This window comes from Noviherbaspirillum suwonense (genome assembly GCF_900182955.1).
GTDB lineage: Bacteria > Pseudomonadota > Gammaproteobacteria > Burkholderiales > Burkholderiaceae_D > Noviherbaspirillum_A > Noviherbaspirillum_A suwonense.
Window position 1 is genome coordinate 320,533 of sequence record NZ_FXUL01000003.1, and the last position, 26,954, is coordinate 347,486.

Genomic DNA, 26,954 nt, shown 5'->3' on the forward strand with positions numbered 1-26,954 from the left:
TGCCATTCCCGCCCCATGCTTAGCCCCGTTACCCTATTGCTCATCACCGCGGCCCTGAGCGTGATCATGCTGCTTGTGCTGGGCTCGCTGATGCGCAGCGGCATACCGGGCGTGCGGTCCTGGTTCGCCGCCAATGTGCTCGCCGTCCTGGCGCTCCTGCTGTATGCCGGACGCGGCGTCCTGCCGCCGCTGCTGAGCGTCGAGGCGGCCAACGGTTTGCTGGCAATGTGCATCGCCGTCATCTATGCCGGTTTCCAGCAGTTTTTCCAGCGCCCGGTGCCTGTGCGCATGCTGGCCGTCGGCTGGATCTGCACGATGGCCGGGGTCGCGGGCTTCCACTACCTGGTCGACGCCATCGCGATGCGCACCGTGGCGGTCTCGCTGTTTCACGGCGCCGTCTGCGCGGCCATAGGCGTGACGATCCTGCGCTGCCAGGCGCAGGCCGGCTCCCGCTATTCCTACTTCTTCACGGCGGGCGTTGCGCTGCTGCTGGCGGCAAGCCACCTCGGCCGCGGCCTGATGTATGCGCTCCAGAGCGACATGCAGACTGCCGACTACCAGACCACGGCCTGGAACCTGTTTTTCCTGGCGGTGGGCACGCTGGTGCTGCCGCTGCTGACGATGGGCGGCATGATGATGGTGCATGACAGGATGGTGGTGCGGGCCGAGGAACAGGCCAACCGCGACTACCTGACCGGCGCCTGGAGCCGCCGCGCGCTGTTCCAGGTGGCCGACCGCGAATTGCGGCGCGTGGCGCGGCATCGCGATCCGGTATCGCTGCTGATACTGGACGTCGACCATTTCAAGCAGATCAACGACAGCCACGGCCATGCCGAAGGCGACCGCGTGCTGGTCGACCTGGTCCTGCGCGCCAGCGCCATCGTCCGCGAAATCGACTGCTTCGCCCGCCTCGGCGGAGAAGAGTTCGCCCTGCTGCTGACGCATTCGGACGCCGCCGCGGCCTTGCAGGTAGCCGATCGCCTGCGGCAGGTGCTGGAACAGCCCGTCCCGACAGCCGCAGCGATCACCGGCTACACCGTGAGCGTAGGCGTCGCCACGCTGCAAGCCGGCGAGCAGTTCTCCGCGCTGCTGGCAAGGGCCGATGCCGCGCTTTACCAGGCCAAGCATGCGGGACGCAACCGGGTGAGGGTGGCTGAACTGGCGTGAGGGAGACGACTACGATGGAAAGGCATCTGCAATGCAGATGAATTTCTCTTAGGAAATAAATTATTCCATTCCCGAGCGATCTATTGTTACAATATAGAAACATTTATATAGGACAATATTCTTGATTCGGGAGTGACAGGATGATTTGCAAGAACGCAGACAGCAAAGCCGGCGCGATTGCCGCCCTGGAGAGCTTGCTGGCATGTGCCGTCCCTGGCAAGAAAGCCCTGGTTGAACGCGAATTGCGGATGCTGCGCGCTGGCATCAAGGGCGAGCAGGAAGCAGCCTACCTGATCGACTTCCAGCTCAAGGACAGTCAAAAGACCGCCGTCATCCATGATTTGCGCATACAGCTTGGCGATGGCCGGGTCGCGCAGATCGACCATTTGCTGATCCACCGGACGCTGCGCTTCTATATCCTGGAAACCAAGCACTTCGCGCATGGCGTCAAGATCACCGACGAGGGCGAATTCCTGCGCTGGAACGACTGGAAAAAAACGTACGAGGGCATGCCGTCGCCGATCGAACAAAACGAACGCCATGCGGCGGTGCTGCGCACCGTGTTGAAGAAGTTGGGCATGGGCGAACCCACGATCGAATCGATGATCCTGATTGCGCCGCAGGCAAGGATAGACCGCTCGAAACGGTTCAATAGCGACAGGGTGGTCAAGGCGGACCAGTTCCTGACCGCGATGCAAAAGAATCTGGACAATGCCAGCATTCTCGGCCTGCTCGGCGGTTTCGCCAAGGCGACGTTTTCGGAGTCGATTGCGGATATCGCAAAGAAGCTTGTCCGCTTGCATCGACCCATTGCCATCGACTATGCGGCCAAATTCGGCATGACGGATGCATCGCCCATTTCCGATGCGACTCCAACCTCCGCAACACAATTCGGCCATTCCGCGCAATGGCCGGCGCCTGCAGCGGCTGCCCCGGCGCCGGCAGTCGATAGCGCCGCCGGCATGACAACGCAATTTGGGCATTCGGCATCGCCAGCACCAACGCCAAGGCCAACGTCAGCGCCAAGGCCAGCGCCAACGCCAACGCCAAGGCCAACGCCAAGGCCAACGCCAACGCCAACGTCAGCACCAACGCCAGCGCCTACATCGCGGCCGACATCAAGCGCACCGGTGCATCACTGCCGCAAATGCGAAGGCACCGACATCTCGATCCAGTACGGCAAATTTGGCTATTACTTCAAATGCGGCAGCTGCGATGGCAATACGCCCATCAAGCTCCACTGCAGCAAGGAAGGGCACAAGCCGCGCCTGCGCAAGGATGGACCGCGGTTTTACCAGGAATGCGCGGGCTGCCAGAGCAGCGCGATGTACTTCACCAATACCCAGCAAGTGCATAGCGACGCAATGTAATCGCGGCCTGCAATCGTTCCGTCCACCGGCGCCAGCAACATCAATGCTCTGGACCAGCACGATAAAACCGCCAAGAATCAGCCCGGCGCATGCGCCTCGTGCAGCCTGTGCAGGGTGATCTTGCGCACCTCGAGCTTGCTCAGCTGGATGTGCGAGCGGAGCAGCAGCGAGGCTTCCGCGAATTTCTTGCGCAGCAGGAATTGCAGGATCTTTGCGTGTTCCTGGTAGGTCGCGTCGATGCGGGCAGTTTGGGTGAAATCGAGGCGGCGGATGACGCGGATCTTTTCGGTCAGGTCGGTGTGCACGCGGGTCATTTCGCCGTTGGCGGCGGCACTGACCAGGGTGGTATGGAAGCTTTCATCGAGGCATGCGACTGTGCGTCCATCCTTTTCGCGTTCGTTTTTCGGGACCAGCCAGATGTCCTTGAGCTTCAATAATTTTTCCGGCTGGTCCGGCATCTGGCAGATGCGTTCCATCGCTGCGGTCTCCAATACGATCCTAAGATCGTACAGGTCGTCGAAGTAGGCGAAGTCGAGCTTGCGCACGCGCCAGCCGCGCCGGAAACCCACTTCCAGGAAGCCGTCGCGCTGCAGCCGGTAGAGCGCATCGCGCATCGGCGTGCGGGAAACGTCATACCGCGCAGCCATTTCCGTCTCGGTGAAATGGTCGCCCGGCAGCAGGCGGAATTCGAAGATGTCTTCCTTGAAGCGGGCATACACCTGCTCGGCAAGCGGGTTGGCGGGATTATGCGTCATGGCGTTTGCGTTGGTTGCGGTCAGCGGCAATCGTATCGAAGATGATTCAGTCATCAGATTACACGCAGATGGGCCGCAACGATGCGCCGGCGCGCTTGCGCCGCCATCCGGTCGCGGGCATCGGGCCTCGCCAGGCGCCCGGCAGCGCGACGCCGGCGCAGAGCGCGGCAGGGAAGCAGTCGCCATGCCAGGCCGGCATCGGAACGCGCCCGTGCGGCCTCATGCGGCTTCCTTCAATCCGGCTTTCGCCGCTGTGCCCGCGACCGCGTGGCCGGCCATGTGGCGGCCCAGCGTCGCCCTGTCGCTGCTGCCCGCATCCGATGCATGCACGATCGCGCCGTTGGCCATCACCACGATGCGATCCGCAAGCTCCAGCAGTTCGTCGAGGTCCTCGCTGACCAGCAGCACGGCGGCGCCCTGTTCGCGCGCGGCCACGATGCGCGCATGGATATCCGCCACCGCCGCGAAATCGAGGCCGAACACCGGGTTGGCGGCGATCAGCACCGTGACCGACTCGGCCAGTTCGCGCGCCAGCACCGCGCGCTGGACGTTGCCGCCGGAGAGGGTGCCGATCGGGCGGTCCGGCGCCGCCGGCTTCACGTTGAATGCGGCAATCAGCTTGTCGGCGCGCTCGCGCATGGCCGCCCGGTTGATGCGCCATCCGGGCAGGCGCAGCGCTGCGCTGTCGAAGTCGCGCAGGGCCATGTTCTCGGCGACGCTCATTCCCGCAATGCAGGCGTTGTGCAGCGGTTCTTCGGGCAGGCAAAAGACTTTCTGCGCCTGCATCTCGGCGCGCGTCGCCCGGTACGGCGCGCCATTGACCACGATCGCGCCGCTGGTGGCCTTGCGCTGGCCCAGCAGGGCTTCCACCAGCTCCTTCTGGCCATTGCCCGAAATGCCGGCGATGCCAACGATCTCGCCGCGCCTGACCTGGAGCGACAGGCCGCCGACCGCCTCGGTCCCGCGGTCGCTGCCAACGCACAGCTTCTGCACGTCCAGCCCGACCGGCGCGTCCGTCGCCACCGGCTTGCGGGCCGCGCCGGCGACGACGACGCGTCCCTGGCCCATCATCCAGGCCGCCAGTTCATCCGGCGACGTGTCGGCGACCCTGGCCTGGCCGGCCATGCGGCCCTTGCGCAGCACCGTGACGTCGTCGGCGAAGGCGGTAACTTCCTGGAACTTGTGAGTGATCATCAGCACCGTCAGCGCATCCCGATGCGCAAGGTCGCGCACCAGGCCCAGCACTTCCTCCGCCTCCTGCGGCGTCAGCACCGAGGTCGGCTCGTCGAGTATCAGGAAGCGGCGCTGCAGGTAGAGCTGCTTGAGCAGCTCCAGCTTCTGTTTTTCGCCGGCGGACAGGCCGCTGACCATGCTGCCCAGCGCCAGCCGGAACGGCATCGTATCCATGAATGCCTCCAGCGCCGCGCGTTCCTTTTTCCAGGAGATGCGCCACGGCAGGTGGCCGCGCGCCAGCAGCAGGTTTTCCGCGACGGTCAGGCCGGGCGCCAGCGTGAAATGCTGGTACACCATGCCGATGCCCAGCGCATGGGCGTCGCGCGGGCTGCCGATCGCGCACTCGCGGCCGTCGAGGAGGATGGCGCCCTGGTCGAGCGGGCTGTAGCCGATCAGGCCCTTGACCAGCGTGCTTTTGCCGGCGCCGTTTTCGCCCAGCAGCGCATGCACGGTGCCGGCCGCGACCTTGATCGATACGTCATCGAGCGCGCGGAAACTGCCGAAGGACTTGCCGGCGCCGATCGTGGCCAGGCTGAGCGCAGCCATGTCAGTTCTCCCTGTCCAGCACGGCCAGCAGCTGCGGCCCCGTGGCCACGGCGCCGAAGACGCCGCCCTGCATCTTGATCATCTCGATCGCGGCCAGGTGGTTGCGTTTGTCGGTCGCGCCGCAGCAGTCGGCCAGCAGCAGGCATTCATAGCCGCGGTCGTTGGCGTCGCGCATCGTGGTGTGCACGCAGACGTCGGTCGTAATGCCAGTCAATATCAGGTTGCGGATGCCGCGCGTGCGCAGCACCATGTCGAGGTCGGTCGCGTAGAACGAGCCCTTGCCCGGCTTGTCGATGATGACCTCGCCCGGCAGCGGCGCGAGTTCGTCGATGATTTCCCAGCCGGGTTCGCCGCGCACCAGGATTTTCCCGCAAGGCCCGTCGTCGCCGATGCCGGCGCCGATGCGCTGCGACCGCCAGCGCTTGTTGGCCGGCAGGTCCGACAGGTCGAGACGATGGCCTTCGCGGGTATGGATGACGTGGAAGCCGCCGGCGCGCATGGCCTGCAGCACGGCCTTGATCGGCGCGATCGGCGCGCGGGTCAGCGACAGGTCGTAGCCCATCTTGTCGACATAGCCGCCGACGCCGCAAAAGTCGGTCTGCATGTCGATGATGACCAGAGCGGTGTTGGCCGGCGTGAGCGCGCCATCAAAGGGCCACGGGTAGGGATCGGCGTCGAGGTGGCGTTGCGTGATCATGCCGGCCTCACGCCTTGTAGCGCCGCGTCGGCGGCGCAAAGCCGCAGGAGCTGCCATCGGTATGGACGACCTCGTCTTCCCACGGCAAGCGGTAGCGGCCTTCCATCAGGTCCTGCATGTAGGTGTACGGGCAATCCTGCGCGCCGCCCTTGACCGCGACATAGGCGCGGTGGCCGAACTGGTAGATATTGTTTTCCACGCCCCAGTGCTTGCGCGCTTCGCGCACCAGGTCCGGCCTGAGCTCGCAGCCGATGATCTCGTCGACGCGGTTGCCGCCTTCGACCATGACCGTGCCGTCGAAGTTGACGAACATGCCTTCGCCCATCGAATCGAAGGTGCCGTCGGAGCCGCACATGCAGACGCTGGCGGTCTGCATCAGGTTGCAGAAGGCGTTGGCCTGGTTGGTGATCTTCCACGAGTGGCGTATCGGCGCCGTGTAGCCGGCCGTGCGGATCATGATTTCCGCGCCCTTGTAGGCGCATTCGCGGGCCATTTCCGGGAACATGCCGTCATGGCAGATGATCAGCGCGAGCTTGCTGCCGTTCGGCCCGTCGCAGACCGGAATGCCGAGGTCGCCCGGCTCCCACGGCTCGACCGGCACCCAGGGATGCAGCTTGCGGTAATACAGCGCGGTCTGGCCCTTGTCGTCGATGATCAGGCCGCTGTTGTACGGATTGCCATCGGGGTTGAACTCCATGATCGAGAAGCAGCCCCAGATCCGGTGCTCGACGCATGCGGCGCGGAAGGCGGCGACTTCGGGCCCGTCGAGCGAGCACATGATGTCCGGGCTGGTGTCCATCGACAGGCCGTGCAGCGAATACTCGGGAAAGACGATCAGGTCCATGCCCGGGTTGTTGCGGCGCGCCTTGCCGACCATGGCGACGATCTTCTGGGTCTGTGTCCATATTGCTTCTCGCGTGCGCGGGTCCGGCAGCTGCAGCTGCGCCAGGCCGATGACGACGCCGTTGGGAGATTTGTTCAGGCCGCCTAATCCGGACATGGGTGCATCCTTTCAATAAAATGGTAAGAAGATTGACGTCAGCGCGTCAGGCTCAGCTCGCCGGGCGCGCCGCTCAGGGTGCGGTCGGGGCGGCAGGTGAAGATCATGATTGCCAGCGTCAGGACGTATGGCGCGGCGTTGAAAAGGTAATAACCCGAGCTGACGCCCAGCGATTGCAGCGCCGGCCCGAGCGCGCCGGCGGCGCCGAAGATCAATGCGGCCAGCAGGCAGCGCAGCGGTTGCCAGCGCGCGAAGATCACCAGCGCCACCGCCATCAGCCCCTGGCCGCTGGACAAGCCTTCATTCCAGCTGCCTGGATAGTAGAGCGACAGATACGCGCCGCCCACCGCGGCCAGGAAGCCGCCGGCGCTCGTTGCCGCGACCCGGATCGGCGTGAGACGGTAGCCGAGCGCGCGCGCGGTTTCGGCATGGTCGCCGACCAGCCGCAGCGCCAGGCCCCAGCGCGTGCTCGCCATACCCCAGTGCAGCAGCGCGGCAAGCAGCACGCCGGCAAGGAACAGCCCGTTGATCTGCAGCGCATTGCGCAGCTGCGCATTGGCGCTCCATTCGCCGAGCGCAATCGCCGGCAGCATCGGCGCCTGCGGCTGGATGAACGGCTTGCCAAGGTAGAACGCGATGCCCAGCCCGAACAGCATCAGCGCGATGCCGAATGCAATGTCGTTGACGCGGGGCAGCGAGCAGATCAGTCCGTGCAGCGCGCCCAGCACCAGGCCCGACAGGCCCGCGCCCAGCACGCCCAGCCATGCCGAGCCGGTCATCAGCGAGACCGCATAGCCTGTCATGGCGCCGCAGACCAGGATGCCTTCCAGCCCGAGGTTGACGCGGCCGGCCTTCTCGGTCAGGCATTCGCCGAGGCTGACGAACAGGAAGGGCGTGCCCACGCGGATGGCGCCGGCGAACAGCGCCAGCAGCAGCGCGCCGAAGTCGAAAGCGGTATCGGGACTAGGCATGCGCGGCTCCAAGATCAGTACGCGGCGTGGTGATACGCAGCCGCCATGTCGCCAGGCGCCCGGTGATGGTTTCCCACGCCAGCAGGTTGATGAACAGCAGGCCCTGCAGCACCAGCGTCGTCGCGTCGGGCAGGTCCAGCCTGCGCTGCAGCAGGCTGCCGCTGGATTCGATGCCGCCGATCAGCAGCGCGCAGGCAATGATCGCCAGCGGATTCTGGCGCGCGGCGAATGCGACGAGAATGCCGCTGTAGCCATAGCCGGCAATCAGCGCGCTGTTGGCGCTGCCGTGGACCGCGGCGATTTCCATCATGCCGGCCAGGCCCGCCGCCGCGCCGCCGAGCAGGCAGGCGATGACGACGATCCGGTTCACCGGCAGGCCGACCAGCCTTGCGGCCCGCACGTTGCCGCCGACGACCGACATCGAAAAGCCGAACACGCCATGGCGCACCAGGCCGTAGGCGGCGATGCAGGCGGCGACGCCCCAGAACAAGCCCCAGTGCACGTTCAGGCCCGGCATGGCGCCGATCAGGTAGTCAGTTGGGACAGGCACCGTCGAGGGCTTGTTCAGGCTCGCGGGATCGCGCAGCGGGCCTTCGACCAGGTGCCGGAAAACGGCGATCGCAATATACGAAAGCAGCAGGCTGCCTATCGTCTCGTTGACGCCGCGCACCTGGCGCAGCCATCCGGCCAGCGCGATCCACAGCCCGCCCGCCGCGCTCGCGGCAAGCGCCATCAGGACCAGGCCGGCGATCGAGGGCAGGCCGGCAGGCAGGATGCCCGGCGTCAGTGCGGCGGCCAGGCCGCCCAGCGCCAGCGCGCCTTCGCCGCCGATGATGACCAGGCCGGCGCGGGCCGGCAAGGCCACGCACAGGGCGGTCAGCATCAGCGGCGCTGCGCGCTGCAGGGTGTTTTGCCAGGCAAAGCCCGACCCGAAGGCGCCGACGAAAATCAGGCGGCATGCCTCGAGCGCGGGTTTCCCCTGCAGGAAAAGAAACAGCACGAACATCAGCAACGCCCCGGCCAGCGCGCAGAGCGTCGGGAGCGCCGGCAGCATCCTCGACGTCAGTCGTTCGAAAATTGCACGCATGGCTATCCTGAAATGAGATGAATTGACATTGCCTGATCAAGGTTGGGTTGCCAGCCGCCGGGCTGCGCGATCCGCCACCGCGGACCGCGCAGCTCGCCGGCCAGGCGCTATACCTGGCCGATAACGCCGGCGACGAGGTAATTCATCGACTCGAGTTCGATGGCGGTCTGCTCATGCACGGTCCCGGCAGGTATCACGATGCCGCCCTTGTTGTCCTTCAGCGGTCCCTTGAAGATCGGGTACTGCCCGGCCACCATCTGCGTGCGGATGCTGTCGGCCTTGGTCTTGGCGGCGGCCGTGTCGGGCGCGCCGTAGGGCGACATCTTGACGAAGCCTTCCTTCAGGCCGCCGCGCAGGAAGTTGATCATCGGCTTGTTTTCCTGCGCTGCCTTGACCAGCGTGGTGTACGGCGTCTGCCAGTCCCATTCGGCGCCGGTCAGGTAGCCCTTGGGCGCCAGCTTGGCCTGGCTCGCGTGGTAGCCGCAGCTCATCACGCCGCGCTTTTCCGCGGTCTCGACGACCACCTTGGGGCCGTCGACATGGCAGGTCAGCACGTCGGCGCCCTGGTCGATCAGGCTGTTCGCCGCCTCGGCTTCCTTGACCGGCAGCGACCAGTCGCCAGTGAAGATCACGCGCGTGGTGATCGACGGGTCGACCGATTGCGCGCCCAGCGTGAATGCATTGATGTTGCGCAGCACCTGCGGGATCGGCTTCGCCGCGACGAAGCCGAGCTTCTTGGTCTTGCTCATGTGGCCGGCCATCACGCCGTTGAGGTACTGGCATTCCTCGATGTAGCCGAAGAAGCTGCCGACGTTGGCCGGATGCTTGCCCTTGGTCCACAGGCCGCCGCAGTGGGCGAAACGCACCTTCGGGTATTTTTCCGCGACCTTCAGCACATGCGGCTCGAAATAGCCAAACGAGGTCGGGAAAATCAGGGTCGCACCATCCTGTTCGATCATCGCTTCCATGGTCTTTTGAACGGCCACGGTTTCCGGCACTTTTTCTTCCTCGATGACCTTGATGCCCGCCATTTTCTTGATGACGGCCGCGGCCTGCGCATGCGCCTGGTTGTAGCCGAAGTCGTCGCGCGGGCCGACATAGATGAAGCCCACCGTCATTTTTTCGCCGGCCGCCTGCGCCAGCCCGAACGGCAGCGCGCTGCCGAGCGCGGCGGCGCCGGTCGTTTTCAGAAAATCGCGGCGATTGAATTTGTTCATGTCACAGTCCTTGCAGTAAGAAGATTGAAATGGGGTGGAGCGGCCGGCGGGAGGACGGGCCGGGACGGTTCCGGCCTTGTCCTTCCGGTTGTCCTTCCGCTTTTCCTGCTGGTTTTCCTTCTGTTGAACACGGTCGCTTCACCGGCTTGCCAGGTAGGCGCGCCAGCCGCCGTGCGCGCTGATGTCCTGCGCGCCGTCCAGCGCCGACGGCTCGCAGATGAAACCCTTCACGATCCGGCCGTCGGCAAGCTCGACCGAGCCGATGCCGAGCGGCGCCGGGACGTCGGCCACGAAGCTGCCGAAATGACGCAGCGGCAGTTCCCAGACCTCGACCGCGATCGCCATGCCGCCATTGGCAACCCGCGCCAGCCCGGGCTTGGGCGGCGTGGTGTCGGGCAGCGCATACAGCCGGTAGGCCGCCGCGGTGGCGGTCGACGCAGACTTGCGCGCGCCGCGTTCCAGCAATTGCCAGGCAAGCGGCTGGCCTTCGAGATGCGCGCCGACGACGGCGAGGCTGACGGTCGGCTCGTTGAACGGCAGCGGGTCGGCGGCAAGCGGCCGGACATCGTCCGGCGCCGCCGGTTTGCGCTCGCCAGGCGCAGCGCCGATGGCGATCGCCGCCGCGGCCAGCATATGGTCGGTCCCGCAGGCGCCGATCAGCGTGATGCCCGCAGGCAGGCCATCGGTGCGCGGCGAGGCAGGGATCGCCAATGCCGCCTGGTCGAAGAAATTCACGAAATTGGTGTAATACCCGAGCTCGCTGTTGCGCCGCACCGGGTCGGCCGCGACCGCCGCGATTGTCGGCATCGTCGGCGCGGTCGGAACGACGAGCATGTCGATGGTCGCCATCGACCGTTCCGCCGAACGCCGGAGATCGGCCAGGCGATACTGCGCACGGAATGCGTCGACTGCATTGAACCGCGCTGCATTGCCGACGACATCGCGCACGACCGGGTCCATGGCTTCCGGCTGCTGGTCGAACAAATCGCCGATTGCCGCCCGGCGCTCCGCAACCCACGGTCCCTGGTACAGCAGGTTCGCCGCTTCCGCAAAGGGCGCAAACGGTATCGGCACGATCTCCACATTGGGCAGGGAAGCGATGCGCGCGATTTCCTTCGAAAATGCCGCTTCGGCCAGCGCATCGCCAAAAAATTCGAGCGCATCTGGAACGCCGATGCGGTAACCGCGCTGCCTGACGCCGGCCATGCTCACCCGGCGGGAATACGGGTCCGCGTCATCGTAGGCGGCTGCGCACTGCAGCACGCGCCACGCATCGGGCACGGACGCGGCGAACACGGAGACGCAATCGAGGCTGCGGCACGCGGGCACCACGCCGCGCATGCTGACCAGGCCGCGGCTGGGCTTGAGCCCGACGATGCCGTTGAAGCCGGCAGGCACGCGCCCGGACCCCGCGGTATCGGTGCCCAGCGCAAAACTGACCAGTCGCAGCGCCACCGCCACCGCGGACCCGGAACTGGAGCCGCCCGATACATAGTCCATGTCCACGGCATTGCGCACCGCGCCATAAGGTGAACGCGTGCCGACCAGGCCGGTGGCGAACTGGTCGAGGTTGGTCTTGCCGATCAGGATGGCGCCCGCCGCCTGCAGCCGCTCGACGACCTGCGCGGACGCGGCGGGCACATACGCGTAGGCCGGGCAGGCGGCCGTGGTGGCCATGGCCGCGACATCGATGTTGTCCTTGACGGCAAACGGCAGTCCGAACAGCGGAAATTTTTCGAACACGTCCGCCGCATCAGCGTGCAAGGCCGCATCGAGCAATGCCGCCTGCGCCAGCAAGTCCGGGAGCGCCACCCTGCCGATCCAGATTTCCGGACGCGCAGCCGCCTCGATCCGTTCGCAGATCTCGCGCATCAACGCGCTGGGCAGCAATTCCCCGCTGCGGTAGCGCCGGCGAAGGGTGCTGAATGACAGGTCGGGAGGTTCAGGCAACAACATGTGTTCAATCTTGGATACAAGTTGGTTTTTATCTAGCAAAGGGCATGCCACTGGGCGAACGCAAGGTTGCAGTTCGGGAGATGTTATGTAACTATATGATTTATATAGGTATTTTTTTATGGGCTTGGAGGATGCGTTTTCCAGGGCCGCCTTGAAGAGGGCGCACGGAAACGCACCAGGAAATCCGGGCCGGCCGGATCTGCACCACAATGAGTTGATGGAAGCACGGAGACGTGCATCGGCGCGCAGCCTTGGCGCGAGGGCGCGGCGAGCGGAGATGTCAGCTATTCGCCGGGTCAGCCAGGGCTATGAGGATCGTTGATCAGGGATGGTTACGCTGCCTGACCGGATGATTTGGCCGGGTTGGCGGCTACTCAATAGCGGAAGCGGGGACGTGCAGGAGAGGGGCGAAGTAGGCGAGTCCCAAAACAAAAACGCCAACCTGCAAAGGTTGGCGTTCTGTAAGAGATCATCTTGGTGGCCCGGGGCGGAATCGAACCACCGACACAAGGATTTTCAATCCTCTGCTCTACCGACTGAGCTACCAGGCCAAGGCGGTGAAGTATAACAAACTTCGCGCGATATGCAAGGCCCGCCCGCAATGACCGTTAAGCGACCGGGCTATAATGCGCGGATGAATTCACTCTCCCGGATTGCGCATCCATGAATCCAGCAAGCGATATCTGTGTCATCGGCAATGGCATCATCGGCAAGGTCGCGGCCCTCGGGCTGGCGCAGGCCGGGTCGTCGGTGACGCTGCTGACGCCGCCCGCGGCGCAGTCGAAAGCCGCGCCGGCCGGGTGGGACGTGCGGGTCTATGCGTTGAACCAGATTGCGCATGCGTTGCTGTCGTCGCTGCGCGTATGGGATGCGCTCGACGCCTCGCGCATCGCGCCGGTCGATGCGATGGTGGTCAATGGCGACGGGCCGGAAGCGGCCGGGCGGCTGGCGTTCGATGCCTACAGCGCGCGCGCCGGGCTGCTGGCATGGATCGTCGAGGACAGCAACCTGAATGCCGCGCTCGACGCCGCGCTGCGCTTCGCGCCCAACCTGAAGGTCATCTCGGCCCGCGCGGTGCGCCTGGAGCAGGATGAAAAACGCGCGACCGTGCATCTGGACAATGGCGCCACCGTGCCGGCGGCGCTGGTGGTGGGCGCCGACGGCGGCCAGTCGTGGGTGCGGGCGCAATGCGATGTCGGCATCGACTACCGTCCCTACGGCCAGCGCGCGGTGGTGGCGAACTTCAGCACCGAGCTGCCGCACCATGGCGCCGCGCACCAGTGGTTCACGTCGACGGAAGGCATCGTCGCGCTGCTGCCGCTGCCCGGCAACCAGGTGTCGCTGGTCTGGTCCGCGCCCGACGCACTGGCCGACAAGCTGATGCAGGAGCCGCTGTCCCGGCTGGCCGAACGGCTTTCCGCGCTGCCGCGGCAACCGTTCGGCAAGCTCGCGCCGCTCGAGCCCGAGAACGTCAGGGACATTCCGCTGGCGCTGATCCGCCCGCATGCGATCGTCTCGCAGCGCGTGGCGCTGGTCGGCGATGCCGCGCACGTGATCCATCCGCTCGCGGGCCACGGGATGAACCTGGGCTTTGCCGATGTGGCCAGCCTGCTGCAGGTGCTGGCCGAACGCGGCGCCGAACGCGATTGCGGCGATGCGCGGCTGCTGCGCCGCTATGCCCGGGAACGCAAGGAAGACATCCTGCTGATGCAGGTCGCGACCGATGGGCTGGAGCGGCTGTTTTCCACCGAATTCGAGCCGCTGCGCATCGCGCGCAATATGGGATTGAACCTGCTCGACCAACTGCCTGTCCTAAAACGGCGCCTGATGGCCCACGCGATGGGAAATCCATTGGCGCCTTCCGTAAAAAAAGGTTGATGAATGATGAATACACGCAAGTTGTGCGTCGCGCTCGGACTGACGTTCGCCGTTGCCTCGGCGTTTGCCGAAAGCCCGCAGGAAGCATCGATCAGGAAACTGATACAGCCGCGCCTGGGCGACGGCGCCGCCGTCGACTCGGTGACCAAGACGCCCTACAGCGGCTTGTTCGAAGTGCGCGTCGGCAGCGAGATTTTCTATACCGACGCGCAGGCCAAGTACCTTTTCGTCGGCCGCATCCTGGACGCCAACACGACCGAGGACTATACGAAGGCGCGCGTGGACGAGCTCAGCAAGATCAAGTTCTCCGACCTGCCGCTCGAGTCCGCGCTGAAGACCGTCAAGGGCAACGGCAAGCGCGTGATCGCTGTTTTCGAAGACCCGAATTGCGGCTATTGCAAGCGCTTCCGGCAGAACCTGCAGGACGTGGACAATGTCACCGTCTACACCTTCCTGTACAACATCCTGTCGCCGGATTCGGCGGTCAAGTCCAAGAATATCTGGTGCTCGGCCGATCGCAACAAGGCCTGGGACGACTGGATGCTGAACAACAAGGCCGCGCCCACCGCGCCGGAAGCCTGCAACACGCCGAATGACAAGATCAAGGCGCTGGGCATGAAGATGCGCATTACCGGCACGCCAACCATCTTCTTCACCGACGGCTCCCGCATACCCGGCGCCATCGACGCCAAGGGGCTGGAAGCGAAGCTGGCGTCGGTCAAGTAGGCGGCCCCGCATGTCGCGAACGGCGCGTGCTTTCCGGCGGCGCCGCTTCGCGCGGCAGGTCGGCGCGCCGACCCGCCTTTCCTCAGTCGGCGCCGTCGAAGAACTCGACCATCCCGGTTTCCAGCGAATACTCGGCGCCCACCACCATCAGTCCATCGTTCCGGATCAGCTGCTCGATCACCTGCGAGCCATGCCGCAAATGGTCGGCGGACGCGCGGATATTGGCCCGCACCGCATGGTGCACCAGCGCGTCATGATCGTGCCGCAGTTCCGTCTGCAATAAGCCTTCGACACTGGGCCTGACCCGGTCGACGATGGAATGCGGGTCGCGCAGGCGCAGGTGCGGCGGCGCCTGCAGCGCATCGATCGTCGCCTCGATGGCGCCGCAGCGCGAGTGCCCCAGCACCACGACCAGCCGCGTGCCGAAGCGCTCGGCGGCGAACTCGACGCTGCTGACCTGCGATGGCGCGACGATGTTGCCGGCCACCCGGATCACGAACAGGTCGCCCAGACCCTGGTCGAACACGATTTCCACCGGCACCCTGGAGTCGGAGCAGCCCAGGATCACCGCGAACGGCGCCTGTCCCGCCACCAGCGCGGCCCGGTGCGCCTGGCTCGCGTAGCTTTCGCTGCTGCGCTCGTCGGCGACGAAACGGCGGTTGCCCTCCATCAGTCTCTGCAGTCCTTCCTTTGCGGTAATCATGCTTGCGCCTCTGCTGTGGACCTTACCGCTGCATACAATTTTCCATACGTCATTTGCTTGTCCTCCCTTCAATGTTGCCGTGCCTGGAACGTCGCGCCGGCAGCCTGCACGCCGTCGCCAAACGCCCACTATAATCGATGCTCCCCACCTGAAAGCGCTCCCATGTTCAATGCCATCCTGCTTAACAAGAACGACGACGGCAGCACCGCTGCGCAGCTGAGCCAGATGGACGACGCCCAGTTGCCGGCCGACGGCGATGTCACCGTCGCGATCGACTATTCCACCATCAACTACAAGGACGGCCTGGCCATCACCGGCCGCGCGCCGGTGGTGCGCAAATGGCCGATGGTGCCGGGCATCGATGGCGCCGGCCAGGTGCTGGAATCGTCCCACCCGGACTGGAAGCCGGGCGACGCGTTCATCCTCAATGGCTGGGGCGTCGGCGAAACCCATATGGGCTGCCTGGCGCAGCGCGCGCGCCTGAAGGGCGACTGGCTGATCCGCCGGCCCGACGGCATGTCGGCGCGCACGGCAATGGCGATCGGCACCGCGGGCTACACCGCGATGCTGTCGGCGCTGGCGCTGCAGGAGCAGGGCGTGGACAAGGACAGCGGCGAGATCCTGGTCACCGGCGCGTCGGGCGGCGTCGGCAGCGTCGCCATCGCCATCCTGTCCGGCTGGGGCTACCGGGTAGTGGCGTCCACCGGCAAGCTCGACGAAACCGACTACCTGAAATCGCTGGGCGCGGTGGACGTGCTGGACCGCGCCGCATTGTCCGCGCCCGGCAAGCCGCTGCAGAAGGAGCGCTGGGCCGGCGTCGTCGATTCGGTCGGTTCGCACACGCTGGTCAATGCGATCGCCCAGGTGCGCTACGGCGGCGTGGTCACGGCCTGCGGGCTGGCGCAGGGGCTGGACTTCCCGGCATCGGTTGCGCCCTTCATCCTGCGCGGCATCAGGCTGATCGGCATCGACAGCGTGATGGCGCCGCGCGAGCGCCGCATCGCCGCCTGGAGCCGCCTCGCCAGCGACCTCGACACGGCCAAGCTCGACGCCATCACGCGCGAGATCACGCTGGCCGAGGCGCTGACGCAGGCGCCGGAAATCATCGCGGGCAAGGTGCGCGGCCGCCTGGTCGTCAACGTCAATGCATAAGGTGGAACAGCGCATGACGCACCCGGTACGCTACAGCATCATCCCCAGGGACCCCGCTGCCCACCTGTTCGAAGTCACGCTCACGGTGGACGTGCCGGACCCGGCCGGCCAGCGGCTGGTGCTGCCGGCGTGGATACCCGGCAGCTACATGATCCGTGAATTCGCGCGCAACATCGTGCGCATCGCGGCGACGTCGAACGGCAGGAAGGTCGCGCTGGAAAAGACCGACAAGCACAGCTGGCAGGCCGGCCGCTGCGACGGGCCGCTGGTCGTGGTCTACGAGGTCTATGCATGGGACCTGTCGGTGCGCACCGCGCATCTCGACCAGACCCATGCATTCTTCAACGGCACCAGCGTCTTCCTGCGCGTGCTGGGCCAGGAGCAGGCGCCGCACGAAGTCGACATCCGCCGTCCGCAGGGCGAGCAGTATGCCGACTGGCGCGTGGCCACCGCGCTGCCCGAACTCGATGCCGAACGCTACGGCTTCGGCCGCTACGTCGCGGCCGACTATGACGAGCTGATCGACCATCCGGTCGAGCTTGGCGCGTTCGCCCTGGCGACGTTCAAGGCGCACGGCGTCCCGCATGACATCGTGATCACCGGCCAGGTGCCCTGGCTGGACATGGCGCGCCTGTGCGCCGACCTGAAGAAGGTCTGCGAAGCGCAGATCCGCCTGTTCGAGCCCAAGAGCCGGCGCGCGCCGATGCAGCGCTACGTCTTCATGACGCTGGCCGTCGGCGACGGTTATGGCGGCCTCGAGCATCGTGCTTCCACCGCGCTGATCTGTTCCCGCGCCGACCTGCCGGTGCAGGGCAAGAAGGAGATGACCGACGGCTACCGGACCTACCTGGGACTGTGCAGCCACGAGTATTTCCATACCTGGAACGTCAAGCGCATCAAGCCCGCCGCCTTCGCGCCGTACGACCTGCAGAATGAAGGCTATACCTCGCTGCTGTGGCTGTTCGAAGGCTTCACCAGCTATTACGACGACCTGATGCTGGTGCGCGCCGGCCTGATCGCGGAGCCCGACTATTACAAGCTGCTGGCCAAGACCGCCAACGGCGTGCTGCGCGGCAGCGGCCGCAATCGCCAGAGCGTCGCCGAGTCCAGTTTCGACGCCTGGGTGAAGTATTACCGCCAGGATGAAAATGCGCCCAATGCCATCGTCAGCTATTACGCCAAGGGATCGCTGGTCGCGCTTGGCCTGGACCTGACGATACGCGCCGCCACCGGCGGCAGGAAGTCGCTCGACGACGTGATGCGCGCGCTATGGACCCGCTACGGCCGGGACTTCTACAGCGATGGTTCAGGAGCGGGGGCAGGGGCGGGGGCAGGGCAGGGCATCGGGGAAGCCGAGGCGCTGGGGCTGTTCGAGGAGGTCAGCGGCGTCAGCCTGAAGCGCTATTTCGACCGTCATATCCATGGCACCGATGACGTGCCGCTGGAAAAACTGCTCGCGCCATTCGCCATCGCGCTGGCCGACAAGCGCAAGAATGGCAAGCCGTCGCTGGGCGCGCGCACGGTCAAGGAAGGCAATGACTGCAAGCTGGCCAATGTCTATGAAGGCGGCCCCGCGCACCTGGCGGGCCTGTCCGCGCTCGACCTGCTGGTCGCCATCGACGGCCTGCGCGTGACCGCCGGCAATCTCGATGTGCTGATGTCCCGCTATGGCGTGAATGACACGATCACCGTGCATGCATTCCGGCGCGACGAACTGATGACGTTTACGGTGGTGCTGAAAGCGGACGATACGCCGGACGTCACGCTGACGCCGGAAGCCAAGCCAGCCGCGGCGGCGCGCTTGCGCAGCGCCTGGCTGGGCCGGGATTAGGCGAAGAGGCGTTCGAGTTCGACGCCGGGGTCCGGCGCGCGCATGAAGGCTTCGCCGACCAGGAAGGCATGGACGTCGGCGTCGCGCATGCGCCTGACGTCGTCGGCATTCAGGATGCCGGACTCGGTCACCACCAGCTTGTCCGTCGGGATGCGCGGCAGCAGGTCCAGCGTGTTCTGCAGCGAGGTCTCGAACGTGCGCAGGTTGCGGTTGTTGATGCCCAGCAGCCGCGTCTTCAGCCGCAATGCCGCGTCCAGTTCGTCGCCGTCATGCACTTCCACGAGCACGTCCATGCCCAGTTCATGGGCGCAGGCTTCCAGTTCGGCCATCAGGCCATGGTCGAGGGCGGAGACGATCAGCAGGATCGCGTCCGCGCCCCATGAGCGCGCCTGGTAGACCTGGTACATGTCGATCAGAAAATCCTTGCGCAGCACCGGGATCTCGCATGCCGCGCGCGCCTGCTGCAGGTATTCGGGCGCGCCCTGAAAAAACTGCACGTCGGTCAGCACGGACAGGCAGGCAGCACCATGCCGTGCGTAGCTTTCGGCGATATTCGCCGGCTTGAAGTCGGCGCGCAATACGCCCTTGGACGGCGAAGCTTTCTTCACTTCCGCGATCACGCCGGCCCGGCCCGCCGCGATCTTGCCGCGCAGGCTGCCTTCGAATCCGCGCAGGCTTGCCCGTGCTTCGCGGTCGCTCTCGACCTCGCTGCGCAGGCTCTGCAGGCTGCGGTACTTTTTGGCGGCGGCCACTTCGTCGGCCTTTACTTCAAGAATCTTGTTGAGTATGTCGGACATGGTCTGCCTGCTGGTTCTGTTTGCCGTATGCGCGCCCGTGGTCAGGCGCCGCCGATTTTTCTTGTCGCGCTGACGAACTGCTCCATCTTGGCCCGCGCCGCGCCGGACGCCATCGCCTCGATCGCTGTCGCCATGCCGGCCCCGATATCGCCTGCCAGGCCATTTGCATACAGCGCGGTGCCGGCATTGAGCGCGACGATGTCGCGCGCCGGGCCGGGCACGTTGTCCAGCGCTTCCAGCACCTTCTGCCTGGACTCTTCCGCGCCCGACACCTTCAGGTTGCGGCTGGCGATCATCTGCAGGCCGAAGTCTTCCGGGTGGATTTCATATTCGCGGATCTGGCCGTCGATCAGCTCGCCGACCATGGTGGCTGCGCCTAGCGACACCTCGTCCATGTTGTCGCGGCCCCAGACCACCATCGCCCGCTGTGCGCCGAGGCGCTGCAGCACCCGCACCTGTATGCCGACCAGGTCCGAGTGGAACACGCCCATCAGGATGTTGGGCGCGCCGGCCGGGTTGGTCAGCGGGCCGAGGATGTTGAAGATGGTGCGCACGCCCAGTTCGCGCCGCACCGGCGCCGCATGCTTCATCGCCGCATGATGGTTAGGCGCGTACATGAAGCCGATGCCGGTTTCGGCGATGCAGTCGGCCACCTGCTGCGGCTGCAGGTTGATGTTCGCGCCCAGCGCCTCGAGCACGTCGGCGCTGCCGGAGGAGGACGACACGCTGCGTCCGCCATGCTTGGCGACGCGGGCGCCGGCCGCCGCCGCGACGAACATCGATGCGGTGGAGATATTGAAGGTATGCGCGCCGTCGCCGCCGGTGCCGACGATGTCGAGCAGGCCGGTGGTGTCGTCGAGCGGCACCTTGGTCGCGAACTCGCGCATCACCTGCGCGGCCGCGGCGATCTCGCCTATGGTTTCCTTCTTGACGCGCAGCCCCATGGTCAGCGCCGCGATCATCAGCGGCGACATCTCGCCCGACATGATCTGCCGGAACAGCGACAGCATCTCGTCATGGAAAATCTCGCGGTGTTCTATGCAGCGCAGCAGCGCTTCCTGGGGTGTGATCGGCATGATGTGTGGTCCCAAAAGTCAGCGCTTCAGGAAATTCTGCAGCAGCTGGTGGCCGTGCTCGGTCAGGATGGACTCAGGGTGGAACTGCACGCCCTCGATGGCCAGCGTCTTGTGGCGCACGCCCATGATTTCGCCATCATCGGTCCAGGCGGTCACCTCGAGGCAGTCCGGCAGCGACTCCCGCTCGATCGCCAGCGAGTGATAGCGGGTCACCGTATACGGATCGGGCAAATCCCTGAACACGCCGACGCCGGTATGGTGCAGCAAATCGGTCTTGCCATGCTTGACTTCCTTTGCCCGTATCACCTTGCCGCCGAAGGCCGCGCCGATGGCCTGGTGGCCCAGGCAGACGCCGAGTATCGGCAGCTTGTCGCCCAGCTGCTGCAGCACCGGGATCGACACGCCGGCCTCGTGCGGCGTGCAGGGGCCGGGCGAGATGCAGATGCGGTCCGGCTTCATCGCGACGATCTCTTCCAGCGTGATCTCGTCGTTGCGCACCGTGCGCACCTCCTCGCCCAGCTCCCCGAAGTACTGCACCAGGTTGTAGGTGAACGAGTCGTAGTTGTCTATCATCAGCAGCATGTCAGATCCCTCCATCCAGGCCGTCCTGCACCTGCTCGGCCGCGCGCAGCACAGCGCGCGCCTTGTTTTCCGTTTCCTGCCATTCCATCTCGGGCACCGAGTCGGCGACGATGCCGGCTGCCGCCTGCACATACAGCATGCCGTCCTTGATGACGCCGGTGCGGATCGCGATCGCCAGGTCCATCTCGCCGCCGAAGGACAGGTAGCCGCAGGCGCCGCCATAGATGCCGCGCTTGGTCGGCTCGAGTTCATCGATGATTTCCATCGCCCGCACCTTGGGCGCGCCGGACAGCGTGCCGGCCGGGAAGGTCGCGCGCAGCACGTCGAGGTTGGACATGCCGGGCTTCAGCGTGCCTTCGACGTTGGAGACGATGTGCTGCACGTGCGAGTATTTTTCGATGACGAACTTGTCGGTCACCTTGACGCTGCCGGTCTGCGCGATGCGGCCGATGTCGTTGCGCGCCAGGTCGATCAGCATCACGTGCTCGGCGATTTCTTTCGGGTCCGCCAGAAGCTCGGTGGCAAGCTCGGCGTCGCGTTCCGGCGTATTGCCGCGCGGCCGGGTGCCGGCCAGCGGCCGTATCGTGACCTTCTTGCCGCCGTCCGGCGTGCCTTCGTTGCGCACCAGGATTTCAGGCGATGCGCCGACGATATGCATGTCGCCGAAGTTATAGAAGTACATGTAGGGCGACGGATTGAGCGAACGCAGCGCGCGGTACAGCGACAGCGGCGAATCGACGTAGGGCTTCTTGATGCGCTGCCCGATCTGCACCTGCATCAGGTCGCCGGCCATGATGTATTCCTTGGCCTGCGCCACCGCCTGCAGGTAGTCGGCCTTGTCGAAGTCGCGCACCGCGTCGGTCCGCACCGACGCCGACGTCACCGGCGCATCGACCGCCCGGCGCAGCATCGCGCGCAGGTCGTGCAGCCGCCGGCGCGCGCGCGGGAAGGCCTCGGCCTGCGTCGGGTCCGCATAGACGATCAGGTAGAGCTTGCCGGAAAGGTTGTCGATGACGGCCAGTTCCTCGGTCACCAGCAGCTGGATGTCGGGCAGGCCGAGGTCGTCCCTGGGTGCGCTGTCGGCCAGGCGCTTTTCGATATGGCGCACCGTGTCATAGCCGAAATACCCGGCCAGCCCGCCGCAGAAGCGCGGCATGCCCGGCAGGATGGCGACCCGGAACCGGGCCTGGAATTGCGCGATGAAATCGAGCGGGTTGCCTTCCGCCGTTTCGACGACGGCGCCGTCCCTGACGACTTCGATGCGCCGGCCATAGCTGCGCAGCAGCGTCGACGCGGGCAGGCCGATGAAGGAATAGCGGCCGAAGCGTTCGCCGCCGACCACGGACTCCAGCAGGAAGGTGTTCTTGCCGCCGTTCTGCTGCTGTGCCAGCTTCAGGTACAGCGACAGCGGGGTTTCGAGATCGGCAAATGCTTCGGCGATCAGCGGGATGCGGTTGTAGCCTTGCGCGGCCAGCGATTTGAATTCGAGTTCAGTCATGCTTCTCTCCCGACCGCGCGCAGGATAGGTGGCGGTCCATGAGTTTAAAAACGTGATCGGGCGCGCGTGCGCGCGCTCGACAGCTAATCGGGGACTAACGAGTCCAAGATTGCCAGCGTCGCCAGGGCCAGGCCTCAGGAACGGCCGGCGCAGAAAAGCTGCGTTTTTTATTGAGAGACATGTTGATTGGGGTTTGCTGCTGAGAGTAATCGGGCTGCGTCGAGCAGCGTGTCGACTATACCATCCGAATCAACGTCATGTATAGGCTGGCCATGATTATAGCCATACGGCACGTTCAGCACCCGGCACCCGGCGGCGCGCGCGGCCTGGGCGTCATTGGACGAGTCGCCGATGGCCACCACCTGGTGCGGCGCCAGGCTGAAGTCGGCGCAGACCTGCAGCAGCGGCATCGGGTCCGGCTTTTTCCGGGGCAGCGAATCGCCGCCGTAGACCACTTCGAAGGCCGGCAGCAGGCCGGTCGTTTCCAGCAGCGGCAGCGCGAAGGCGATCGGCTTGTTGGTCACGCAGGCCAGGCGCAGGCCCTGTTCCTGCATCTGGCGCACGCCTTCGGCAACGCCGGGGTAGACCGTCGAGTGCCTGCCGTTGATGACGGTGTAATGCCGCATGTAGGCTTCCAGCGCCTGCGGGTAGCGCTCGGCCACCTGGTCATGCGTGTAATCGACGCCGAGGACGCTGCGCACCAGGTTTTCCGTGCCCTTGCCGACGAAGCGGGTGATCACGTCGACCCCAACCGGCGCAAGCTGCAGTTCGGCGCGCATGGCATTGATCGCGACCAGGAAATCGGGCGCGGTGTGCAGCATCGTGCCGTCGAGGTCGATGATGACTGCGCGGATATCCGCGAACAGGCTGGCGGGCGCGTTCACAGGCTTGCCAGTCGCGCGCGCATCGCGTCGATCACGGCCTTGTAGTCCGGCTTGCCGAAAATGGCCGAGCCGGCGACGAAGGTGTCGGCGCCTGCCGCCGCCGCGTCCGCGATATTGTCGACCTTGATGCCGCCATCGACTTCCAGCATGATGTCGCGGCCCGATGCATCGATGCGCTGGCGCACTGCCGCGATCTTCTTCAATGCTTCCGGGATGAAGGACTGCCCGCCGAAGCCGGGGTTGACCGACATGATCAGGATGATGTCGATCTTGTCCATCACGTGGTCGAGATGATGCAGCGGGGTGCCCGGGTTGAACACCAGGCCGGCCTTGCAGCCCTGGTCGCGGATCAGCTGCAGCGTGCGGTCGATGTGCTCGGACCCTTCCGGATGGAAGGTGATGATATTGGCGCCGGCCTTGGCGAAGTCGGGAATGATGCGATCCACCGGCTTGACCATCAGGTGCACGTCGATGGGCACCTGCACATGCGGGCGGATCGCCTCGCAGACCAGCGGGCCTATCGTGAGATTGGGAACGTAATGGTTGTCCATCACGTCGAAATGGATGATGTCGGCCCCCGCGGCGACCACGTTGCGCACCTCTTCGCCGAGGCGCGCAAAATCGGCGGAAAGGATGCTGGGAGCAATGCGATAAGTAGGCATGGCATTCAGGGTCTGTAACAATCCGGTATTCTACATTGGCGCGCCGCCCCGGGTTTCAAGCCCCGGGCGATGACGCTGCGCACCACTCCAGCAGAAGGAAATGTATGGCAGCTTATGAATTGACCGTTTCGGTCCGGACCCAGTACCTGGAAGAGCAGTCGGACCCGGAACGCAACGTCTACGTCTTCGCTTACGCGATCTCGATACGCAATACCGGCGAGGTGGCGGCACAGCTCATTTCGCGGCACTGGATCATCAGGGATGCAAATGACAAGGTTGAAGAAGTGAAGGGACTGGGCGTGGTCGGCCACCAGCCGCTGCTGAAGCCGGGCGAGCAATTCGACTACACCAGCGGGACGTCGCTGGCCACGCCGCAAGGCTCGATGTCCGGATCCTATTTCTGCGTGGCCGAGGACGGCACACGGTTCGAAGCGCCCGTGCCGGAGTTTGTGCTGTCGTTGCCGCGCACGCTACACTGACTGCACCGGCGGCGCCGTCATCCGGCCTGCGACTCAGGCCTTCCTGTCGTCGTCCTCGTTGGCCGGCGGCGGCTTGCGGGCATGCTGGTCCGGCTTCCTGCCCGCGAACATGGTCCACCAAACGATAAACACCAGCACGAATAAAGCAACGCATGCTTCCACCACCAATAACCACATATCATTCATCCTTAATGTCAACCAGGCGTCGTAGTTTACTCGGATCGCTATCGCTTGCCGCGGCGATCATCCTCGCGGGATGCAGCACCACGCCTCCGCCCCCGGTCAAGTCGACGGAAACGGCGCAGGCTCCTGCCGCCGCCGCTGCTCCAGGCGCCGCGCCCGGCCCGGTGCTGCGCCCGGTCGCCTTCAGCAGCCTTCCCGGCTGGGACCGCGATGAACTGCGCGACGCCTGGCCGGCATTTCTCGCATCCTGCGACGTCATGACCAAGCGCGCCGAATGGCGGGAGCCATGTTCGATCGCGCGCACGGTCGACAGCGGCAACACGCGCGCAATCCGCACATTCTTTGAAGCGTTCTTCACGCCGCAGCAGGTATTCAATCCTGACGGCACCGACAATGGCCTCGTCACCGGCTATTACGAACCGCTGCTCAATGGCGCCCGCAAGCGCGGCGGCCCTTACCAGACGCCGCTGCACCGGGTGCCCGACGACCTGCTGACCGTGGATCTCGGCGGCATTTATCCCGAACTGAAGAACATGCGCCTGCGCGGCAGGCTGGCAGGCAACAAGGTGGTGCCGTATCCGGCACGCGCCGAGCTGGCCCAGTCCGGCGCGCTGGCCGGGTCCGAACTGATCTGGGTCGACAACCCGATCGACGCGTTCTTCCTGCAGGTCCAGGGCTCGGGCCGGGTCCAGATCGCCGACACCAGGGAAACCGTGCGCGTCGCCTACGCAGACCAGAACGGGCATCCGTACCGTTCGATCGGCCGCTACCTGGTCGACAAGGGGGAACTGACCATGGACCAGGCGTCGGCGCAGGGCATCAAGGCATGGCTGGCCGCCAATCCGAAGCGCCAGCAGGAACTGCTCAATGCCAATCCCGGCTATGTCTTCTTCAAGGAGGAAAAACTGGTCGACCCGCGCAAGGGACCTAAGGGTGCGCTCGGCGTGCCGCTGACCCCGCAGCGTTCGGTCGCCGTGGACCCGAACTACATCCCGCTGGGCGCGCCGGTTTTTCTGTCGACCACGCAACCCGGCAGCAACCTGCCGCTGCAGCGGATGATGGTTGCGCAGGATACCGGCGGCGCGATCAAGAATGCGGTGCGGGCGGATTACTTCTGGGGCTTCGGCGCGGAAGCGGGCGAGAAGGCTGGCAGGATGAAGCAGCGCGGCATGCTATGGGTGCTGCTGCCCAAACTCGGCGCTGGCCAGGAACTGTCCCGCAGGTAAGGGCGGCATTGGTTACGCACGGCTGGCGCCAGCGTGCGTGATATCGGCAGGCAGGCTGGCGCCGCGGTGCCACCGCCTGGCAGCGGCTACAATTCGCCGGCCATCCGGCAAACTTCAGGAGAGACTTCCATGCAGCATGAAAATATCATTGTGGAAACCCAGGGCAAAGTCGGAGTGATACGCCTGAATCGTCCCAAGGCGCTCAATGCGCTGAATGATCAGCTTATGGATGAGCTTGGCAGCGCGCTGCTTTCCTTCGATGCGGATGAAAACATCGGATGCATCGTGATCACCGGCAGCGAGAAGGCGTTTGCGGCCGGCGCCGACATCAGCGCGATGGCCGGCTACAGCTACATGGATGTCTACAAGGGCCAGTACATCACGCGCAACTGGGAAACCATCCGGCAGGTGCGCAAGCCGGTCATCGCCGCTGTCTCCGGATATGCACTGGGCGGCGGCTGCGAGCTGGCCATGATGTGCGACTTCATTATTGCCGCCGACACGGCAAAATTTGGGCAGCCGGAAGTCAAGCTCGGCACCATGCCGGGCGCAGGCGGGACCCAGCGCCTGCCGCGCGCCGTGTCCAAGGCCAAGGCGATGGACATGTGCCTGACGGCGCGCATCATGGATGCGGAAGAAGCCGAACGGGCAGGGCTGGTGTCGCGCATCGTGCCGGCCGACAAGCTGATCGATGAAGCGATCTCTGCCGCAAACACCATCGCGTCGATGTCGCTCCCGGTGGTCATGATGATCAAGGATTCGATCAACCGCGCCTATGAGTCTGCGCTCGCGGACGGCGTCCAGTACGAACGCCGGCTGTTCCATAGCACCTTCGCCACCGAAGACCAGAAAGAGGGCATGAACGCTTTTCTCGAAAAACGCTTGCCAAATTTTCGGCATCTTTGATATAGTCCGCCTCCCGTCGCAAACCACCGCGGCGGGGCGATGAAAGTGCAGGCGCAGTCGAAAATTTTTTGAAGCGAAGCGACAAAAGACTATTGACGACAAGAAGCAAGCGCCCCATAATCTCGCCTCTCTGCTGCTGACGAACACAACGCTTCGCAGCCCCGGCCCTTCAGGCGCCGAAGCAGACAGAATGACGGTTCTTTAACAACTAACAGCCGATAAGTGTGGGCACTTGATGGAGTGCGCCGGCAGCAATGCCGGAATGCTCAAGTTATACAAGCAAGTGCTCACGCAGAAGAAATACAGAAAGGTTCGCAAGAACACAACTGTCAGTATTTTGAGTGAGCGACGGTTCCGCGTCACAACGGAACC

General features: G+C 65.0%; 26 protein-coding genes and 1 tRNA gene. 9 read left to right on the plus strand and 18 right to left on the minus strand.

Features of this window, described 5'->3' with window-relative positions:
• Window positions 1-15 precede the first annotated feature (15 nt).
• Window positions 16-1,167, plus strand: a complete 1,152-nt coding sequence (locus QOL82_RS07085) for a GGDEF domain-containing protein (protein WP_283441544.1) — start codon at window positions 16-18, stop codon at window positions 1,165-1,167.
• Window positions 1,168-1,307: 140 nt separating this feature from the next.
• Entirely contained in the window at window positions 1,308-2,537 is a 1,230-nt protein-coding gene (locus QOL82_RS07090; RefSeq protein ID WP_283441545.1) for a nuclease-related domain-containing protein, read from the plus strand.
• A 77-nt stretch (window positions 2,538-2,614) separates the two neighbouring features.
• On the opposite strand, the gene QOL82_RS07095 is transcribed toward QOL82_RS07090, so the two are convergent.
• From QOL82_RS07095 to QOL82_RS07140, 10 genes are all read right to left on the minus strand, one after another.
• Window positions 2,615-3,292, minus strand: coding sequence for a GntR family transcriptional regulator (locus QOL82_RS07095; RefSeq protein ID WP_283441546.1), 678 nt, complete (start codon window positions 3,290-3,292; stop codon window positions 2,615-2,617).
• 58 nt (window positions 3,293-3,350) lie between these two features.
• Complete coding sequence (locus tag QOL82_RS07100; protein WP_283441547.1) at window positions 3,351-3,515, minus strand: hypothetical protein; 165 nt, start codon at window positions 3,513-3,515, stop codon at window positions 3,351-3,353.
• On the minus strand, window positions 3,512-5,071 hold the full coding sequence (locus tag QOL82_RS07105; protein WP_283441548.1) for an ABC transporter ATP-binding protein: 1,560 nt from the start codon (window positions 5,069-5,071) through the stop codon (window positions 3,512-3,514). Before QOL82_RS07105 ends, QOL82_RS07100 begins: the two co-directional genes overlap by 4 nt.
• A 1-nt stretch (window position 5,072) precedes the next feature.
• Window positions 5,073-5,768: a biuret amidohydrolase gene (gene biuH, locus QOL82_RS07110; RefSeq protein ID WP_283441549.1), complete on the minus strand. Its 696-nt coding sequence runs from the start codon at window positions 5,766-5,768 to the stop codon at window positions 5,073-5,075.
• A 7-nt stretch (window positions 5,769-5,775) separates the two neighbouring features.
• Entirely contained in the window at window positions 5,776-6,768 is a 993-nt protein-coding gene (locus QOL82_RS07115; RefSeq protein WP_283441550.1) for a formamidase, read from the minus strand.
• A 38-nt stretch (window positions 6,769-6,806) separates the two neighbouring features.
• Window positions 6,807-7,739: an ABC transporter permease gene (locus QOL82_RS07120; protein WP_283441551.1), complete on the minus strand. Its 933-nt coding sequence runs from the start codon at window positions 7,737-7,739 to the stop codon at window positions 6,807-6,809.
• Window positions 7,732-8,826: an ABC transporter permease gene (locus QOL82_RS07125; protein WP_283441552.1), complete on the minus strand. Its 1,095-nt coding sequence runs from the start codon at window positions 8,824-8,826 to the stop codon at window positions 7,732-7,734. The genes QOL82_RS07120 and QOL82_RS07125 overlap by 8 nt, the downstream gene beginning before the upstream one ends.
• A gap of 107 nt (window positions 8,827-8,933) precedes the next feature.
• Window positions 8,934-10,043, minus strand: coding sequence for a BMP family ABC transporter substrate-binding protein (locus tag QOL82_RS07130; protein WP_283441553.1), 1,110 nt, complete (start codon window positions 10,041-10,043; stop codon window positions 8,934-8,936).
• 138 nt (window positions 10,044-10,181) lie between these two features.
• Window positions 10,182-11,999, minus strand: coding sequence for an allophanate hydrolase (gene atzF, locus QOL82_RS07135; RefSeq protein ID WP_283441554.1), 1,818 nt, complete (start codon window positions 11,997-11,999; stop codon window positions 10,182-10,184).
• A 475-nt stretch (window positions 12,000-12,474) separates the two neighbouring features.
• A tRNA-Phe gene (locus QOL82_RS07140) sits at window positions 12,475-12,550 on the minus strand.
• Between the two features lie 112 nt (window positions 12,551-12,662).
• Between QOL82_RS07140 and QOL82_RS07145 the strand changes: the two genes are divergently transcribed.
• Together QOL82_RS07145 and QOL82_RS07150 are read left to right on the plus strand one after the other, a co-directional pair.
• Entirely contained in the window at window positions 12,663-13,877 is a 1,215-nt protein-coding gene (locus QOL82_RS07145) for an FAD-dependent monooxygenase (RefSeq protein ID WP_283441555.1), read from the plus strand.
• A 6-nt stretch (window positions 13,878-13,883) separates the two neighbouring features.
• Window positions 13,884-14,603: a DsbC family protein gene (locus QOL82_RS07150; RefSeq protein WP_283441578.1), complete on the plus strand. Its 720-nt coding sequence runs from the start codon at window positions 13,884-13,886 to the stop codon at window positions 14,601-14,603.
• Between the two features lie 82 nt (window positions 14,604-14,685).
• On the opposite strand, the gene QOL82_RS07155 is transcribed toward QOL82_RS07150, so the two are convergent.
• Window positions 14,686-15,306 (minus strand): carbonic anhydrase, encoded by a 621-nt coding sequence (locus QOL82_RS07155; RefSeq protein WP_283441556.1) that lies wholly within the window; start codon window positions 15,304-15,306, stop codon window positions 14,686-14,688.
• 162 nt (window positions 15,307-15,468) lie between these two features.
• Between QOL82_RS07155 and acuI the strand changes: the two genes are divergently transcribed.
• Both acuI and QOL82_RS07165 read left to right on the plus strand, forming a co-directional pair.
• Window positions 15,469-16,458, plus strand: coding sequence for an acrylyl-CoA reductase (NADPH) (acuI, locus tag QOL82_RS07160; RefSeq protein ID WP_283441557.1), 990 nt, complete (start codon window positions 15,469-15,471; stop codon window positions 16,456-16,458).
• 13 nt (window positions 16,459-16,471) lie between these two features.
• Entirely contained in the window at window positions 16,472-18,289 is a 1,818-nt protein-coding gene (locus QOL82_RS07165; protein ID WP_283441558.1) for a M61 family metallopeptidase, read from the plus strand.
• Here the strand turns inward: QOL82_RS07165 and trpC are convergent.
• The 6 genes from trpC to rpe all read right to left on the minus strand — a co-directional run bounded on the left by trpC (window position 18,286) and on the right by rpe (window position 23,788).
• Window positions 18,286-19,086, minus strand: coding sequence for an indole-3-glycerol phosphate synthase TrpC (gene trpC, locus QOL82_RS07170; RefSeq protein WP_283441559.1), 801 nt, complete (start codon window positions 19,084-19,086; stop codon window positions 18,286-18,288). The two genes, QOL82_RS07165 and trpC, sit on opposite strands and share 4 nt — an antisense overlap.
• Before the next feature lie 41 nt (window positions 19,087-19,127).
• A complete protein-coding gene (gene trpD, locus QOL82_RS07175) occupies window positions 19,128-20,162 on the minus strand; it encodes an anthranilate phosphoribosyltransferase (RefSeq protein ID WP_283441560.1) in 1,035 nt (344 codons plus the stop codon).
• An 18-nt stretch (window positions 20,163-20,180) separates the two neighbouring features.
• Window positions 20,181-20,744 (minus strand): aminodeoxychorismate/anthranilate synthase component II, encoded by a 564-nt coding sequence (locus QOL82_RS07180; protein WP_283441579.1) that lies wholly within the window; start codon window positions 20,742-20,744, stop codon window positions 20,181-20,183.
• Window position 20,745: 1 nt separating this feature from the next.
• The gene (gene trpE / locus QOL82_RS07185; protein WP_283441561.1) at window positions 20,746-22,242 is read right to left on the minus strand and encodes an anthranilate synthase component I; all 1,497 of its coding nucleotides are present in this window, start codon (window positions 22,240-22,242) and stop codon (window positions 20,746-20,748) included.
• 167 nt (window positions 22,243-22,409) lie between these two features.
• Complete coding sequence (gene gph, locus QOL82_RS07190) at window positions 22,410-23,063, minus strand: phosphoglycolate phosphatase (protein ID WP_430438453.1); 654 nt, start codon at window positions 23,061-23,063, stop codon at window positions 22,410-22,412.
• Window positions 23,064-23,122: 59 nt separating this feature from the next.
• On the minus strand, window positions 23,123-23,788 hold the full coding sequence (gene rpe, locus QOL82_RS07195; protein ID WP_283441563.1) for a ribulose-phosphate 3-epimerase: 666 nt from the start codon (window positions 23,786-23,788) through the stop codon (window positions 23,123-23,125).
• 104 nt (window positions 23,789-23,892) lie between these two features.
• On the opposite strand from rpe, the gene apaG reads away from it, so the two are divergent.
• Window positions 23,893-24,267, plus strand: coding sequence for a Co2+/Mg2+ efflux protein ApaG (gene apaG, locus QOL82_RS07200; protein WP_283441564.1), 375 nt, complete (start codon window positions 23,893-23,895; stop codon window positions 24,265-24,267).
• Between the two features lie 33 nt (window positions 24,268-24,300).
• Here apaG and QOL82_RS07205 read toward each other — a convergent pair whose 3' ends face one another.
• Window positions 24,301-24,444 (minus strand): hypothetical protein, encoded by a 144-nt coding sequence (locus tag QOL82_RS07205; protein WP_283441565.1) that lies wholly within the window; start codon window positions 24,442-24,444, stop codon window positions 24,301-24,303.
• A gap of 14 nt (window positions 24,445-24,458) precedes the next feature.
• Here QOL82_RS07205 and mltA point away from each other — a divergent pair, with 14 nt between their 5' ends.
• Together mltA and QOL82_RS07215 are read left to right on the plus strand one after the other, a co-directional pair.
• Window positions 24,459-25,676: a murein transglycosylase A gene (gene mltA, locus QOL82_RS07210; protein WP_283441566.1), complete on the plus strand. Its 1,218-nt coding sequence runs from the start codon at window positions 24,459-24,461 to the stop codon at window positions 25,674-25,676.
• Between the two features lie 129 nt (window positions 25,677-25,805).
• A complete protein-coding gene (locus QOL82_RS07215; RefSeq protein WP_283441567.1) occupies window positions 25,806-26,582 on the plus strand; it encodes an enoyl-CoA hydratase in 777 nt (258 codons plus the stop codon).
• Window positions 26,583-26,954: the final 372 nt, after the last annotated feature.